This is a genomic window from Alkalihalophilus lindianensis, from assembly GCF_032843265.1.
Taxonomy (GTDB): domain Bacteria; phylum Bacillota; class Bacilli; order Bacillales; family Bacillaceae_D; genus Alkalihalophilus; species Alkalihalophilus lindianensis.
The window spans coordinates 234449-251119 of sequence record NZ_JAWJBA010000006.1 but is presented as its reverse complement, the minus strand read 5'-3'; the positions used below and the strand labels follow the sequence as shown (position 1 = coordinate 251119).

Sequence of the window (16671 nt, the reverse complement as noted above, 5' to 3'; positions counted from 1 at the left end):
CCAATTCTAAATAATCGGTTTTTTTCATTTATTATTCCTCCTCTATTCTTATATTATAATAAGAGCTAATGTTCGCACGTGAGTGCAACAATAAGTGCGGTGACCTTGTTAAATCATCGCTACCCGATAGTGGAAGAAAAAATATATAGGAACAATACACCTTATTCCTTATAAATTAGCTTAAACCTTTCACAAACAACAGGAATCTTGTAATTGAACTCTTGATTTATATTTTTAAACTCTTTTTTAAAGAAGGTTTCATGAACGTCTCGCCAATACCCTAATGTACGGTCACCTTCACCTTCCAAATATGCGTGCTCTGCGGTAACTTCATCAAAAGGAACCACCTCTACTGATGTGGTTTCTGCTATTCCAACAGCTTTTCCATCCCCGTTGAGAATAATATTATGAAGACCAACTAACGGTAATGCTTCGTTTTCCAATTCATATAACGTATAGTTTGATGCTGTTGCTGTTTTCGTTCCTTCTAACACTAAATTTGAAAGCTCGTTAGCCATTTCTTTTGAATCACCAAATGCCCATGCCTCATAATGTTTTGGTACATTCGGATTAATTTTTCGATAGTCTTCCCACATTTGAATAATTGAATCATTACTCATATCTATCAACCTACTTTCTATTTGACTAATTATGGTACTTAAATTGTAACACTTGGGGTTAGCTGTGCTTCTTCAACTCTTCTGCTCCTTTAGTTTAACATTAATTTCCTTTTCATTAACAAAGAAAAAAGCATCCCTTATTGAAGGAATGCACCCTTGACTTTAAATACATGTCTTTCATAACCTTACTTCTTTATTATACGAACAAAAATAGCAATGCCTTGTTAAGCGTTGTTCCGTTAGTATTATTTTTTACTCGTTACAAATAATTTTTGAGACAAAAAATAAGCTAATGTTGCGATTGATAAAGTTGCCAGCAACGGAATTATCGAAGTCTGCCCAAACCTTACTTCTTGACTTACACCAATGTTCTTTAAAGAAAAATCAGGAGTATAGAAAGCTGTTAGAAGCCAACCCGATAAAATTTGCAATACGATAAATAGAAGAACAAAACTAAATATAAATACAGTATATTTTTTCATTTTATTCACTCCCTTTTAATTTTATACGAAACACCTATGAGTAAGGTTTCAATTTATTCCGATATTTAAAAATCCTGCTTTGCTTCTCTTACACAACAAAAAATGCGTTGACTTTGTTAAATCCACGCACCCATTATAAAAAAATAAATAGCCAATTTAATTTTTTATGACCATTTGTCTTCATCATCAACCCATTGATTGTTCTTTAAGTCATAAGATTTATAGTCATCTGAGAAAACAAAATATGATGGTATATCGATTGAACTTCCACCTGCTTTTTTCCAACATCCTCTGAACCAATCAGTAAATGCTTTTTGTTCTTGTAAAGCTAACGTTTCTTCGTTCTGCTCGTAAAAATCAAAAAAATCATTTAACTGAATTTCGTTTAAGTGATAATACGCCACTTCTGGAAGTACATCGATACTACCAGCAAAAACAGTATTGTTAGTTCCATTATAGAAAACTTCGTTGGCATCCTTATCCATCGAAAATAATCTAATTGCTAATTCAAATCTGGTTGGTTCAATGAATGCGGAGAAATCGAGCAAATCTATATCTGTGGAGAAATTATATGTAACGATTTTTTTTAGGTTTTCTACCAATAAATCCGATTGTCTATCAAGATTAGATTTAATTGATTTAATATAACCATCAACTGATAACACTTTAAAAACCTCCATTATGTTTCACTAACGCTCACCGATAGTTGATTAATTTATTTATTCTTTAGAACGTTCTTCGTTTACTTCTTTTTCTTCTTTCTCTTTTAAAAACTTTTCATATGCTTCTTGGACTCTATCTCTGCCCCCCACTGGTACAACTTGTTTATGAATATCATTTATTAAAACAAATGACCTGAAAATCACTCCTAGAATAATTGCACATAAAATGTATATACCAATAGGTCCAAAGATAACTAATATACCTAAAAGTCCAGCTAAGATAATAGACAAAAATAACTTCATAAAATTCCCCTTTACACTTTTACTTTACCATATAAATGTAAGATCCTTATTAAAGAAAACTGCTCCATTAGTATAAGAACACCTTTTCATATTCTCTAAATGTATCATCATATATTTTCTACTTTCTGTTAAAGAGTAAGTTAACGGTAAAAAGAGACACAATTTCATATGCGTATTGTGTCTCTAACCGGAATTCCTATTTTATGGCATATACTCTTTGTACGCTTAAAATAAGCTACTTAACAAGCTTTGTAGATGCTGTCCCCAGATATTGATGTAATACATTTTATTAAAAAAGATCGTTACACCAAGTATGATCATGATCACTCCACCTATTTTCATGAAAACAGCTGAATACTTCGTCAAGAAACGAACCTTACCAATTGCAAAGCCCATAGCTATGAATGGTAGGGAAAAGCCTAATGAAAAGGCTGTAATGTTCATAAATGCCCTGGTAGGATCAGCAAGCGAGGAATACATAATGGCACTAAAAATCGGGCCGATACAAGCAGTCCAACCGGCCGAGAAGATGATACCGATTAAGAAGGTGTTAAGGTAAGAAATTTTTTTAGGGCGATACTTGAACCTTACCTCCTTCATTAAAAACTTAGGTTCAATTACACCTGCTAAAAATAGCCCGATAACGACTAGAAAGATACCACCGAGCTGCTGAATTAACAGTTGATTCCACATGAACATCCTACCTAGTGCACTTGCTGAGAATCCAAGAACATAATAAATAACCGAAAATCCTAAACAAAAAATCGTAGAGTGGACAAGCGTAATTTTCCATAATTTCTTATTCGACTTAAGCTCATTAACTGAGACACCTGTTATGTAGGAAATAAAAGATGGATATAGTGGCAATGTGCAAGGAGAAATAAAAGCTAACATCCCTGCTGCGAAAGCTAAATAAATCGTAACTTCTTGCATAGTAGCATCCTTTCAATAGTACGTATAATTGTTTTAATTAAAGCATACCATCTAGCTTGTTGCCCCCATAAGAAAAATATGGATTTTTACTGACATTTTCTAGTTTACTTACAGTCAAGAAAAAGGCTCCTTCTAGTTAACCTAGAAAGAGCCCTTTTTAAATAACCAATTCCTCCTACAAAAACCCCAACAACTCCTCTAACAACAACTCTGGAACTTCTTCTGGGATGAAATGGCCGCATGGCAGGGCCTTTCCTTGTACATGTGTGGCGAACTTTTTCCATTCGTCCAATGGCTCAAAGCAATGATGGACGACTCCCTTTTCTCCCCATAGTACGAGTGTTTCACATTCAATCTTTCGGTTGGTTGCAAGGTCTTCTCTCTCATGGAGGAGATCGATACTTGCCCCAGCTCGGTAGTCTTCGCACATCGTATGGATCGCGTTAGGCAGTTGGAAACAGCGAAGATATTCTTGATAAGCCTTTTCGCTAAATGGAGATTCGTTAATCGATGGATATTTTGCTAGTTTAATAAGGTTTGTTTCAAGGAAGTATTCTGGGTTCTGTGCGATTAATTCTTCTGGGTACGGTGCATCTTGAATCAAGAAGAACCAATGATAGTAATAGCGGGCAAAGGTCATATCTGTTTTTTCATACATCAGGAGAGTGGGGACGATATCTAAGGCGACAAACTTTGTAACCTGTTCTGGATGGTCTAACGCTAACCGATAACCCACTCTTGCACCGCGGTCATGGCCTACCAAATAAAATTCATCAAAGCCTAACTCTCTCATCACGTCCACTTGATCTTTGGCCATGACACGTTTTGAATAGTTGCTGTGATCAGGCTCGCCTTCAGGCTTACTGCTATCCCCGTACCCACGGAGATCTGTGGCAACGACTGTAAACCTCTCGGTCAATTGATCAATGACTTTGTGCCACATCACATGCGTTTGTGGATAGCCATGAAGTAAAAGTAACGGCGGGCCAGACCCTCCTTTTATTCCGTTGATGGTGACCCCATTCGTCTCGACGTTGAATGGTTCATAGTGCTGTAGCATAGAAACCTCCTTGATTTTGGCTTTGCACCTAATAACGTCATTAGCTACATTGAACTCTCATTCTCATATTATCTTAATTTTCTAACTTTTTTACAATTATTTTGTCCTCCCTATTTCTTATTAAAATCACTAAACTCTTAAACAAATCCCTCCATTCCTTCCTTCATTTATATAAAATGTATTTTAGTGTATACATTTTGAAATACCCATTCGTTGTATAAGTGTTGGGAGGATAAATAATGAAAAAAGAAAATCTGCTAGCCTCCTATCTTATCCAATTAGGAGAGGAAGTGTTTCGGCTGTTACTAGTAAGGGGAGCGACAAAAGAAGATGCGGAAGATATCATTCAAAATACATTTTATAAAGTTTACACCCTGCTCGATGATCTGAATGAGAATAACTTACGCCCTTGGTTTTTTCGAGTGTCCTTGAATGAACATATTGATCTAAAGAGAAAAAAAGAAAAGCAGAACATCTACTTGAGTGAAGAGATTTATTCAAAGCTTCAACATACTGATCGAGAGTTTGACGCGATTTTAAATAAGGATGAAATTTTCTATCTGTTAAAGGACGTAAAAAAAGAATACAAAGAGATTTTCTTTCTGAAATATTACTATGATTTATCTTATGAAGAGATTGCCGCTGTTTTGGACATTAAAGTAGACAGTGTGAAGCAGAAGTTGTATCGTGCACGGAAATTCATTCACTCAAAGATCGGAGGACAACATTAATGGATATCTCATTAAAACAGGCGTTAAAGAAAGCAAAACGAAAGCAAATTATAAAAATAGCTCTTATTTCAATCATCGTTGTACTAATTCTATTACCGGTCTTTTATAAGACGGGAAATTACTTTGCTGCTAAAAGTACGATGAGACTGCATGAGGCACTTTTTTTACATCACAACATATCTCAACCCAATGTTCAAATTGATTCTCAAGTGACAAGCAACCGATCGATGTTCGGCGGTAATATCGTAACGAATCGTTCTAAAAACATTAATGGCTATGTCGTGCAATGGAGCACGCTTACTAGTTCGTACGGCTGGCTGCGCAGCGAAATAGATTTTAATGAGTTAATACCAGGCTTTTACTGGTCAGATACCGGATTTTATGAATATGACAAACAAACGAAAAAGAAAGTCGCGACCTTCTATCACCCTTCCATAGAAGAGTATCATGATGGCATACAGAACGAATTAGCAGATGTTGCACAGATGGCGAATCATGTTGCAGAGGTAGCGATTTCTTTTGATCAACCGTATCCTTTCCAAGAGATTCAAGAAAAAATTCCAGATAATTTGAATATCGTTTGGCTATACATGACTTCTGAAATACGAGATGAAAGTATGGGGCCAGCCGGCATGCCGGTTTACGGATTTGATCCAGGTGAATCACCTGAAGATGCGTACCCACATTTTGTGGACGCACTTAAAACGTATGATGACCGGGGATATAATGATGCGATCCAAGAGTTTTTAGTTGCAAACGAAGATGCTTTAATTGAAGATGTTGAGGTCTTAGGCGTCATGTTAACGGGCCAAGCGCAAAATCTCGAAGCTTTAGTGGGCGAAGACTTTATTCGTGGGGCGTCTGTAGGAGCAGTTGCAGAAATGGTTCCTTACATTACACCGGAGAAGTAACACCCTCTTCCTAAGACACAAAAAGAGTTGGTAGGAGCGTTTCTGCTCTCTACCAACTCTTTTTTCATTAACTTGCTTTCTTTTTCCCCACTTCTTGTGGTGGATTTAACGGTCCTTGCTCTTTCAGCTCTTGGTTCAGAGCTTTGACTAGACCATAGCACATCGTCAGAACAATGAATGTAAGTGGCAAGGCACTGACAATAATTGCTGTTTGGAGACCTGCTAGTCCGCCTGATGCCATCAGAACGCTCGTTGCTGCAACAAGAATGATACCCCAAGTCGTTTTTACCTTAGTTGATGGATTGAGAGAGCCACCAGTTGTCATCATCCCGAGAACAAAGGTAGCAGAGTCAGCAGATGTGACAAAGAATGTCGTGATCAACGCGATCGTTAATATCGAAAGCAATACACCTAGTGGTAGCTGTTGATAGACAAAGAATAAAGCTGTCTCTAACGATTGACCTGAAACATCGAGTCCTTGCGTCAATTCGAGGAAAATCCCTGTTCCGCCAAATACCGTAAACCACATCGCACATACCAGCGTTGGAACTAAAATAACGGCAACGGTAAATTCGCGGATCGTCCGTCCTTTTGATACGCGGGCAATAAACATCCCGACAAATGGTGTCCACGAAATCCACCATGCCCAGTAGAAAACAGTCCAGCCTTGTGTCCAGGCTGCTTCCGTTTCATCAAATGGAGATAAACGCAATCCCATTTGCAGCAAGTTTTGAGCATAGCTCCCTAAGGTTGTCGTAAACATATTGAGTAAGAATAACGTTGGTCCTAAAATAAGCATCGTAAAAAATAAGACGACTGCGATGGACATATTGGTATTACTTAAGTATTTAATTCCTTTTGAGATCCCCGTATTGGCAGAGATCAAAAAGAGCACCGTGATGATTCCCATGATCGCCATTTGAATACCGAAATGATCTGGAATCCCAATTAAATAGGACAGTCCAGCATTGATTTGCTGAGAACCTAGTCCTAGTGAAGCGGCTACTCCAAATAAGGTCGCAAATACGGCCACGATATCGACCGTATGACCAATCGGGCCTTTCACCTTTTCACCAAGCACCGGGTAAAGGGTCGCACTCATTAATCCAGGTGCCCCTTTTCTAAACTTTTGATAAGCAAGAGCCATCGCGACAATCGCATAAATCGCCCATGCATGAAGGCCCCAGTGCAGCCATGTATAACGCATCCCCATAATAGCCGATGTCTCTGTACTGCCTTCTCCCATTGGCGGGGCTGAAAAATGGGCAATCGGTTCAGATACTCCGTAAAATAAAAGCCCGATCCCCATTCCAGCAGAAAACAACATTGCAAACCAAGTCGGACGGCTGTAATCTGGTTTTGATTCTGGTGTACCAAGCTTAATTTTCCCGTATTTACTAAAGATCATAAACGCAGCAAATAGTAAGAAAAACGTAGCTACGAGCTGATAAAACCAGCCAAATGATTCTTGTACAAACGCTTGAGCACTATTCATTGCCTCTGCCAATTGTGTAGGGATGACTACACCTATTAGCACAAACAATGCTGCTAACCCTACCGAAACCTTAAACACAATATTATCACTTTTAATCGCAAACACTCCCTCTATGTTTAGTTTGTAAGACCAGTTTTAGCGACCTTTCTATTAAACCATAGATCAAGATTGATATTAAAATAGCATTGAGCGTTAAAAATTGTGATATGCAATGAAATACCTAAAATGAGCAAATATTAAACCGTTGAGAGGTAGTATTACGCTAAAATAGTAAGCAATCCTACATTTCCCTCATCATTTACTGTGAAAAAATAGGAGATGGCGATATTTGATGTTCCCCTCTACTATTTATTTGGTTATTTTTTTATAATCAAGACGGATGTCACTGAGCACCTCAAGGCTAGCTCCTTCATCATATACCGTTCCATCGACTTCCGCTCCAATGGAAGCCTTTGAAAATCTTTTCAAGACAATATCCCCCTTCACCGGAGCGGCTAATTCTAATTTAGCACCTGGCAGTACCTTAATATCTCCTTCGATGACGCTCATCACTTTCGTATCCGATTCGATAACCACATCACCCTTCACTCTTTCAAAAAATAAATTCATCGCGGCTTCACTCCTCTCTACTCATTTAGTTAGTTATACCCTATATTTATAAAGAAACTATGAAATTCTCTACTAATTACCTATTTTTATATACATTGCGAGCTCCGTCATGGAAAAGAAGCAGCCACTAGTCTGGCCCCTACTTATCTTCATTTATAGAAAAAAACCTAGAGCAGGGAAGTTCACTGCTCTAGGCTCTATTTACCCTCTCGAAAACAAGTCCATCAACCTTGACCAGAATGTTTTCTCTTCTTCTATTTCTTCTACGACTTCTTCTCGTTCTTCTATTTTAATGCCCTCGGTCTTGATCACAAATTGAACGGAGTTGACGTTCTCGTTCTTATCGGAAACAAAGGATACAGCTTCGAAGTCCGATTTATCAAATTCTGCAATCATGCGATCGACTTCTTCTTGCATGTGTTCGGGTATGTTACTTGTTGCTTCATATAATTGGTTCGTTCCGTTATGAAGCTCACCTGCTCCATTTTCTAGCTCGGTTGTCCCGCCCGATAATCCAGTTATTCCAGAGTGAAGATCATTATACGAGCTTGACAACTCTCCGACACCATTCGTATAGCTCACTAATCCTGAGTGAAACTCTCCATAATTAGCCGACAAGGTAGACAACCCTTCTTCTAGTTGGGCGAGCGAATCCATGCCATCCATATTATCAAGAGACGAGGAAAGTCCTGTCGCTATCTGAGTTAAGGAACTGCTCATTTCACTAATACCACCACTGACTTCCTGCAAGGTCCCATCTACAGCATCAAAGCCTTCTTTAACCGCTGCATACGTCCCTTTCGCCTTTTGTGCTGCCCCATATGTGTCAACGAGTTGCTCAATGACCTCGCTATTAGCACCACTTTCATATAAAGCTTGAATCTCTTCCTCGCTAATGTGATGATCTGGAATCTCATTGATCGCCTCATCTAATGTGCTGTAGGCAACGGAATAATGCTCTCTTAATAGGGTTAATCCTTCTGCTGCCTCATTAAGTCCTGAGGCGATTTGTGTAAGTCCTCCCGGTAAGCTCTCGAGATCACCTAAGTCGATATCGTCTGTAACTTGAAGGGATTGACTAATCGTCGTCAATGCTTCGTCTATTGAAGAAGATGCACTGACAAGCTGAGATGAGGAACCGGCAAGCTCGCCGATTCCATTTTTATATTGCTCTGAACCGCTGTGAAGGTTACGAATCCCATCATTTAATTCTGCTATTCCATTTTTCAACTCGCCGACACCGTTATGAATGTCTAGCACTCCATCTGTTAACGAGTCAATGTCTCCAGTCATTTCATCGAGGTCTGGCGCATCGATTGACATCGAGGATGGGACTGCCGCTATTTCCATTCCCTCAAGCTCAAAGTCAACGACATCAGCACGAAGACTAAGCTCTTCTTCTTGTTCTGGCATCACGGTAAACGTAATTTGCTTGTTTTTCCCCGAATTTGCCACAACGCCTTCTTCAGTCTCGATATTACTGTAAATCTCTTCTTCAAGCGTAAGAGAGATTTGAACTAAATAGTTTTCAAAAAAGGCTGGATCGACCGCTTCGTTGGCTGACGTTTCGATCTTCAGTTCCAAGCTTCCTTCTTTACCAGCAAGCTCATCTGGAGTGATTTCTTCCCCGTCAAGCCAAGACGTAATCGAAAGATCCCATGGCAACTCAGTCTCATCGTTCATATTGCCCTGGTAATAAAATCGACCCTCTGGCGCTTCGACCTCAACATGTTCATCATTTCGAGTTAACTGAGACATATCCGTTAAATTGTTGAGGCTGTTGTATGTGCCGTAATCGATAATCTTTCCAGCCTCACTCACATTTAATGTATTCACCACATATACGTCTTCTAGTTCACCGTTGGCAGCTAATTTCGCGTAGACGACTTCTTCTTTTGACGTCACTTTTCCATCAGTCGAAGCCTGTTCATCTGTTTCAGAAGATGTAGTGGCCGGTGCTGCTTCGACAAGAAAAGATGGGATCACGAGTGTCATAGCGAGCACAACAAGCATGAATCGTTTCTTTTTCATCATCATTTCTCCTTATAAAAGTTTGCTTTATACGTCGTTTTGTTGATTACTTTATCTAGTACCAACAGTAAGGCTGGTAGGAAACAAAGAACCATCACAAAGGCTAATAACGCCCCTCTTCCAAGCAATAACCCAATCGATCCGACAATCGGATTGGATGATGTAATCCATAAAATGAATCCAATACTTGATAGAATCGAGGCTGATATCGAAATTGAAAATGTTTTTTCATCAATGGTTTTCCTCATCGCTTGCATGGCTGGCATCTTTCTACGATGTTCCTTATACGTTTCTGTAAATAAAATCGCATAATCAACCGTTGCAGCGAGTTGGACGGTGCTAATGATGAGATAACCGACAAAATCAAAGGACGTATCCGTGAAATACGGAACCGATAGATTAATCCAAACAGCAGACTGTATCGTCAGCAAGAGCACGATTGGGATCGTCACTGATTTAAACGTAATCAAAAGTACGAGCGCGATTGTCGCAACCGTCATCACATTGACAAACGTATTATCTTTTTGCACCGTATTTTTAATATCATACAACGTGACACTCTCACCGAGACTTAACGTCTCATCGCCGTAGTAAGAAGTAGCGATCTCTTGCACCCGCTCGACAATCGCAAATGGCACATCTCCTTCTTTGGCACTGTTAGTATTAATAATAATGCGGCTGTAGTTGTCTGAATAAAATTCCTCTGCAATCGATTCATCGACATATTCAGATGGGATCCCACTGCCCACGATCGTCACATAGGAGATCACATTGGTTACCTGGGCTATTTCTTCTACCTCTTCTATTAGCTCGGCCTCTTTTACGACATCTCCTTTAGGCACTAATAGAACAATTGGTGTCGATTCCCCGAACGCTTCTTCTATTGCAATCAGATCAGCCCCAGCACGCGTCGTTTCTGGCTGCTCGCCAAGACCGTATGTAAACTCGGTATTACTTTGTGCTAAAAAGCTTGGTATCAGGATCGAGAGTACAATGATTAGAGTCGGGAATCTTAATTTCAGTACACGCGCTCCAAGACCTTTAAAGCTTGGAACAAAATTTCTATGCTGCGTTTTATCCATCCATTTATACAGACATACCGTTAGCGCCGGTAGGAAGACCATCACACTAATAAAGCTAAGTAGAATCCCTTTTACTAAGCTCAGTCCAAGGTCTGCGCCAATTTCAAAGTTCATCAGCATTAAGGCCATAAATCCAAAGAATGTCGTGGCCGCACTCGCTGAAATGGCTGGAAAGGATTGTTTCATCGCAAGCTGCATCGCTTCTTCGGGATTATTCGTTTTCTTCCTATATTCCTGGAAGCTATGAAGCAGGAAGATCGCATAATCGAGCGAGACCGCGAGCTGCAAAATTGGTGCCACAGATTGAGTGACAAAGGAAACTTCCCCTACAAAAATATTGGTTCCTAAGTTAATCAGGACGGATACGCCAATGGCGATTAAGAAGAACAGCGGTTCAATCCATGAAGTCGTCGATAAAACGAGAATCAAAATAATGATTGGAACGAGTAATGCCGCAGCATAGAATGACTCTGTACCAGCCATTTTTTGCGAAGTGGCAGTGTTGACGGCTTCACCCGCCATCGCATTTTCCTCACCAATTAGTTCATAAATCTCATCGGTAACCGCCAATTCCTCCCCACTCGGAATACTAAGCGAGAACAACGCCTTGCCATCCTTGTAGTAATCTTCAACCGTTTCTTGATTTGCCATTTCAAGTGGTGTCTTTAAGTCCATCACATCATCTAGCCACATCACATCCGAGACATGTTCAATAGCTGCGAGACGTTCTTTATATTGAAGTGCTTCTTGCACCGTCACATCCTCAATCATGACGCGAGTATTCGGAACAGAGCCTGAAAATTCGTCTTCCATTACTTCGATTGCCCTTGTCGATTGAGCCTCATCTGGCAAGTAATCGACCATATTATAGTTAACAGACACAAAAAATTGTGCAACTGTTGCGATCACTGCGAGTAGCACAAAAACAAACACAATCGCTTTTCTACTTTTTATAATTCGTGCTGCAATGCCTATCTTCATGCACCCTTTCTTGAGTTGAATCCGTTTTGACTATATCATTATATAAACACGGTGTTGCTTATACAACAAACAGTTCCCGTACATACGTCGAGTACACAACAGAACGCTCATATGTGTTGGATTACGTTAAAAAAGGATGATATTTATGTCTTCTAAATTAGATCGTCGCAAGAAATATACACGAATGGTGTTAAAGGAAAGTTTAATCACACTGCTGAAGGAGAAACAGATTTCCTCCGTTACTGTAAAAGAACTTTGCGAGCTAGCTGACATTAATCGCTCGACTTTCTACTCTCACTACACTGACCAGTTCGATCTGCTAAATAAAATCGAAGACGAAATCCTAGAAGATATGAATCAAACGCTCAGCAGCTATAACTTTAATGAGGAAGAAGAAGCCCTGCAGATGACGGAGAAAATCCTCGAATATGTAGCAGCTAATCGTGATGTCTGCCAAACCCTCCTAAGCGAACACGGGGATCGTCAATTTCAACACAAAGTAATGAGAATCACCTATGAATTCACGATGAAAAACTGGGTAGAGATCATTAAGTCGGACCAAAAAGCCTCAGAATACATCAGTCTATATGTAGGCAGTGGAAGCATCCACGTCATTAAAAACTGGCTTGATAACGAGATGGATATGTCGCCGAAGGAAATGGCTGAGATTATCAATAACTTTACGAATAATGGGCTGGCATCGCTTCGTTCATCCTCGTAGTAGACCTGACTCTACAGTTAAAAAGAGGTTGAGATAACAGTATTTTAACTTATGTGAATCCGAACATTACGGATGCGACCTATGTATACCGCTCCCGAAATATACGTCCCTTTCCGTGGGATGACGCTCCTCCTCAAGCTTGGCCTGCTCTAGCTCCACATGCGCTTGAGTATGCTCGCCGCTTCTGAACTAAACTTCGCTTTTCGCGGGGAGCTAGTGAGCTTCCTCGGGCTTTGCCCTGTGGGATCTCACTCCTGCTCTAGTCCCCGCAGAAGTCTCCGTATAGTTCATCCGCTATGTTATGTTCTGTTTGAAAAATAATTTAGAAGGATTTGTTTATGCTTTGTTCAAATAATGATTCCTACCACTTTTTGCGCTATGAAATCTCATGTGTCGTTTTAGAGTGGTTGATTTGCCATTGGTCTAAATAAGGTCGATGAAAGCCGCTTTTAATGAGTGGAGCTACTTAACTACATTTCCCCTCCGTTGATTGGAGCGTAAGGCACCGACTCCAGCGGGATGTGCGTGGCCAGGGAAGACACCCCGCAAGAGCCAAGTGATGAGGAGGCTTCCGGACCGCCCGCGGAAAGCGAGTGCCTGCAGCGAAAATCAACAACTACTGTAGGGAGGTACTTTTTCAGTGACCTTCTTTAGCTCCCACAGTCTATATTTCATCCGCTAGAATAGCTCTTCGTTTGTACCCTTAGTCAAACACTCTATTTATGTCCCTTCTGAACGCAAAAAATATTGGCATGATATCCACCTCTACCTAGAAGTGTGTCATGATTACGGATGCCCTCACCTGCTTTGTACATACATTCATTAAAAATACCAGTCTTTTCATTGGAAGAAAGGTCTCCTATAGTTAAAAGCAAGTTACTATGAAGGAAAGGGGTTTTCATCATGAAAATCGATTCACCGAAATTACCTAAAGAACTTGCGAGCAAGAACTTTAATGATATTTTTTATGAGGAGGATCCTGAATTAGAGCATGGTCTAATTGTGGATACTGCTTTTGAGGAAGAAACACTTCACCGCGTGCGATTAAAAAATATAGTAATCAAAAATGGACACTTCAATGGAACAGATTTATCCAAACTCGATTTGCTGGATGTTCGTTTTGAAAACTGTGACTTTTCCAATGCTCAATTAAACATGGCTTCGATCCATCGAGTTGAATTTAAAAATTGCAAGCTACTAGGAGTGGACTTATCTGAATCGAGGTTTGGTAATGTGTTATTTGAGAACTCTCTATTAAACATGGCAGCCTTCGCTAATTCAAAATTTGAGAAAGTAATTTTTCGCGACTGCTCGCTGATGAGTGCTGACTTTTATGATTGCAAACTAAAAAAAGTCGAGTACCTCTCGAGTGATTTAAATGATACAACTTTCGAACAAACCTCACTAAAAGGCATCGATATTAGCACGTCTACCTTTGAGGAGATGACGGTCTCAATCGATAGTCTAAGGGGATGTAAAGTGTCATCTTTTCAAGCGATTCAATTTGCCTCTTTGATTGGGTTGGTGATTAAGGAGTAACTGTGGCATGGGCTAGCACACTAATAAGCCCGCAAATAAAAGATTCGCGGGCTTGAAAGATATGAATGAGCAATCACTCACCTACGTGCCTGAGGATAAAGCTAGAGACGGATCTTTTTCATTAATAACTGTTCGAACGATATGAATGGAATCCCATTCCCCAGACGAAAAAAAGGTAATCGGGTATTTCTTTGGAAACAATTCCGCATTAATCTCTTCAGGAGTTTTCCCTTCTTCATACATGTTTAGAATCGTCCCTTGCAGATCTAGCAAATAATCGAGCTTACCCTTTAAAGCTGTACGCCCGTTCTTCAAATGGCCTGCATGACTACAAAACACCTCATCAAAATCATAAGTTAAGGTCCTCTTTAAAGAATCAATAAGCACTGGCATATTTTCTTCCCTTAGAACTACCTTCGTCTTTTCTTGGCAATATAGATCCCCAGTAAAAAGCTGCCCCGTTTCCTTATTTAGAAAGGAAAGATGGTCAATCGCATGTCCAGGAGTTTTGATGACTTGCCATGATGCATGTCGGGATTGAAAGGTTTCACCTATCGGTTCTGCACGAAATGGTTTGCGTTTGCCCCAAAACAATTGCCTATAGAGTGGATAATCTGCCTTCTTCATACAATCATTGAGCATCGTGTCATCCATTAAGATTGGTACCTCACGCTCTTTTTGTAAAAAGGCTGCGCAACCTGTATGGTCTTCATGAAAATGAGTGATGACCACTTTATCAATATCAAGCTGCTTAAAAAAGGGCTTAAACAGCTTTTCTAATGACCTTGCCCCTGTATCAATTAAAATACCATCCATGAAGTAGCAATGGACATTGAGTTTGATCCTTTTAAAAGACAACATTCCGTGGCCCATCTCTACACCGTTTACGATCTTTTGCTCAAATTTCTTCTTCATTAAAATAACCGTTCCCCTCCTTCATTGTTTTATAGCCGTTATGTGAGTTATTCGATTCCATCACACAAAATCCTTTATCTTTTTCACCACATAATCAACCTAAAAAAAGAACACATCTATTTTAATGATGTGTTCTCCTCTCCTGCTTTCTTGAAATCGTTTTATCATTAATACTTCCGCCAGCGTATAACTTCTTTATCTAATAGCCGCTCTCTTATCCAGTCATGAGCTTTTGCGATAAGCTTTTCGATTACATAGGATTGATAACCGAGCACCCGAATGATACACCCGTTATCAGGCAGCTTTGATAAGCCAAATGACACATCCGCTTCTTCAGCCGAAAGCATTTCATATAATTTATTTATCCATTTTTTATCAACCCTTTGATCAATCACCAAAAACATCCCTATATGAGTGAATCCATCCATCTGCATCAGACCATCGAACTCTTCATCAGGTTCAAGCAATAAATGATCATACAAAATCATTCGCTCCTCTTTATACACTTCTAATTTCGAGCGGATCCAGTCATATTGAAATAAATGTCCATCCTTTGCCCATCCAGGGGTAATAATGTCACTGTAAATGAGAGTAGAATCCTCTTCAAGGTGCACCGTGGTTTGTTGAATGAACTTTGCATCTTGATAAGCGATTAATGGGTCTGGGATATACTCAAGCACACTTTCTTTTCCCAAACGGATATCTGTTTTTTGGAGTACAGGAGCACTTGGGGTGCGGTATACTTTGGTCGATGATTGAGTCGTCACAGACATCTCAGCTCCGTCCTCTAACTGAATTGACGTAAGGTATTCATCGCCGTTAACATACCCGCCTCCAACATGAATCAGATAAATGGTCGGTGAGTAAGGATCGAGATAGACTGGACGAGTAATCTTTAATGCTCCTTCATAAAAGCAAGATCTCAAGGTCGTTTTTTGTGCTTTCTTTGTAGCGGTCACCTCTAGGACGCCGGTTGCCGTCATGAATCTAGTCCGACTAACAATGCTTGTGTTTTAATCCAATCGACCACTTCACTAAGCCCTTTATCCTCTTTTAGGTTAGTAAAGATAAATGGTTTCTCGCCGCGGGAAGCAATCGTATCTCTCTCCATCACCTCTAAGCTCGCACCAACATACGGAGCTAAATCAATCTTATTAATAATGAAGAGATCGGATTTTATCATCCCTTGCCCCCCCTTCCGAGGAATCTTCTCGCCTTGGGCCACATCAATAATATAGATCGAGAAATCCACAAGCTCTGGGCTAAAGGTAGCAGCTAGGTTATCACCGCCACTTTCAACAAAGATAAGATCCAAGTCATCATGCTGTTCTTTTAGTTCATCGATCGCAGCAAAATTCATCGATGCATCTTCACGGATCGCAGTGTGTGGGCATCCTCCTGTTTCAACACCAACCACACGATCATCCGGGAGCACCCCATTTTTCATCAAAAATTGAGCATCTTCTTTTGTATAAATATCATTTGTTACCACCGCCATGCTGAATTCTTTTTGCATCGCTCGTGTAAGCCTTTCTACAAGCATCGTTTTCCCAGCCCCAACAGGACCTCCGACTCCAATTCGTACTGGTTCCATCC

General features: G+C 40.0%; 17 protein-coding genes. 4 read left to right on the top strand and 13 right to left on the bottom strand.

The window, feature by feature from the left end:
• Positions 1-161 precede the first annotated feature (161 nt).
• The 6 genes from RYX56_RS17465 to RYX56_RS17440 form a co-directional block, all read right to left on the bottom strand.
• A complete protein-coding gene (locus RYX56_RS17465) occupies positions 162-620 on the bottom strand; it encodes an ASCH domain-containing protein (RefSeq protein WP_317123328.1) in 459 nt (152 codons plus the stop codon).
• A 245-nt stretch (positions 621-865) separates the two neighbouring features.
• The gene (locus RYX56_RS17460; RefSeq protein WP_317123327.1) at positions 866-1102 is read right to left on the bottom strand and encodes a hypothetical protein; all 237 of its coding nucleotides are present in this window, start codon (positions 1100-1102) and stop codon (positions 866-868) included.
• A gap of 164 nt (positions 1103-1266) precedes the next feature.
• Positions 1267-1767 carry a hypothetical protein gene (locus RYX56_RS17455; protein ID WP_317123326.1) on the bottom strand — a complete coding sequence of 167 codons (501 nt, stop codon included), beginning with the start codon at positions 1765-1767 and terminating at the stop codon, positions 1267-1269.
• A 54-nt stretch (positions 1768-1821) separates the two neighbouring features.
• Positions 1822-2067 carry an ATP-dependent Lon protease gene (locus tag RYX56_RS17450; protein ID WP_317123325.1) on the bottom strand — a complete coding sequence of 82 codons (246 nt, stop codon included), beginning with the start codon at positions 2065-2067 and terminating at the stop codon, positions 1822-1824.
• 225 nt (positions 2068-2292) lie between these two features.
• Entirely contained in the window at positions 2293-3000 is a 708-nt protein-coding gene (locus RYX56_RS17445; protein ID WP_317123324.1) for a cytochrome c biogenesis CcdA family protein, read from the bottom strand.
• A gap of 175 nt (positions 3001-3175) precedes the next feature.
• Complete coding sequence (locus tag RYX56_RS17440; RefSeq protein ID WP_317123323.1) at positions 3176-4060, bottom strand: alpha/beta fold hydrolase; 885 nt, start codon at positions 4058-4060, stop codon at positions 3176-3178.
• Between the two features lie 239 nt (positions 4061-4299).
• Here RYX56_RS17440 and RYX56_RS17435 point away from each other — a divergent pair, with 239 nt between their 5' ends.
• Positions 4300-4791, top strand: coding sequence for an RNA polymerase sigma factor (locus tag RYX56_RS17435; RefSeq protein ID WP_317123322.1), 492 nt, complete (start codon positions 4300-4302; stop codon positions 4789-4791).
• On the top strand, positions 4791-5702 hold the full coding sequence (locus RYX56_RS17430) for a sigma factor regulator N-terminal domain-containing protein (protein WP_317123321.1): 912 nt from the start codon (positions 4791-4793) through the stop codon (positions 5700-5702). Before RYX56_RS17435 ends, RYX56_RS17430 begins: the two co-directional genes overlap by 1 nt.
• Before the next feature lie 67 nt (positions 5703-5769).
• Here the strand turns inward: RYX56_RS17430 and RYX56_RS17425 are convergent, their stop codons facing one another.
• From RYX56_RS17425 to RYX56_RS17410, 4 genes are all read right to left on the bottom strand, one after another.
• Positions 5770-7275 (bottom strand): glycine betaine uptake BCCT transporter, encoded by a 1506-nt coding sequence (locus RYX56_RS17425; protein ID WP_317123320.1) that lies wholly within the window; start codon positions 7273-7275, stop codon positions 5770-5772.
• Between the two features lie 270 nt (positions 7276-7545).
• Positions 7546-7806 (bottom strand): LbetaH domain-containing protein, encoded by a 261-nt coding sequence (locus tag RYX56_RS17420; RefSeq protein WP_317123319.1) that lies wholly within the window; start codon positions 7804-7806, stop codon positions 7546-7548.
• A 201-nt stretch (positions 7807-8007) separates the two neighbouring features.
• Positions 8008-9837 carry a YhgE/Pip domain-containing protein gene (locus RYX56_RS17415; RefSeq protein WP_317123318.1) on the bottom strand — a complete coding sequence of 610 codons (1830 nt, stop codon included), beginning with the start codon at positions 9835-9837 and terminating at the stop codon, positions 8008-8010.
• Positions 9838-9839: 2 nt separating this feature from the next.
• Complete coding sequence (locus RYX56_RS17410) at positions 9840-11900, bottom strand: efflux RND transporter permease subunit (RefSeq protein ID WP_317123317.1); 2061 nt, start codon at positions 11898-11900, stop codon at positions 9840-9842.
• 145 nt (positions 11901-12045) lie between these two features.
• On the opposite strand from RYX56_RS17410, the gene RYX56_RS17405 reads away from it, so the two are divergent.
• Positions 12046-12621, top strand: coding sequence for a TetR/AcrR family transcriptional regulator (locus tag RYX56_RS17405; RefSeq protein ID WP_317123316.1), 576 nt, complete (start codon positions 12046-12048; stop codon positions 12619-12621).
• 903 nt (positions 12622-13524) lie between these two features.
• The gene (locus RYX56_RS17400; protein ID WP_317123315.1) at positions 13525-14160 is read left to right on the top strand and encodes a pentapeptide repeat-containing protein; all 636 of its coding nucleotides are present in this window, start codon (positions 13525-13527) and stop codon (positions 14158-14160) included.
• Positions 14161-14241: 81 nt separating this feature from the next.
• Here the strand turns inward: RYX56_RS17400 and RYX56_RS17395 are convergent, their stop codons facing one another.
• The 3 genes from RYX56_RS17395 to ureG form a co-directional block, all read right to left on the bottom strand.
• Positions 14242-15075 (bottom strand): MBL fold metallo-hydrolase, encoded by an 834-nt coding sequence (locus RYX56_RS17395; RefSeq protein WP_317123314.1) that lies wholly within the window; start codon positions 15073-15075, stop codon positions 14242-14244.
• Between the two features lie 167 nt (positions 15076-15242).
• Positions 15243-16058, bottom strand: coding sequence for an urease accessory protein UreD (locus tag RYX56_RS17390; RefSeq protein ID WP_317123313.1), 816 nt, complete (start codon positions 16056-16058; stop codon positions 15243-15245).
• Positions 16055-16669 carry an urease accessory protein UreG gene (ureG, locus tag RYX56_RS17385; RefSeq protein WP_317123312.1) on the bottom strand — a complete coding sequence of 205 codons (615 nt, stop codon included), beginning with the start codon at positions 16667-16669 and terminating at the stop codon, positions 16055-16057. The genes RYX56_RS17390 and ureG overlap by 4 nt, the downstream gene beginning before the upstream one ends.
• Positions 16670-16671 lie beyond the last annotated feature (2 nt).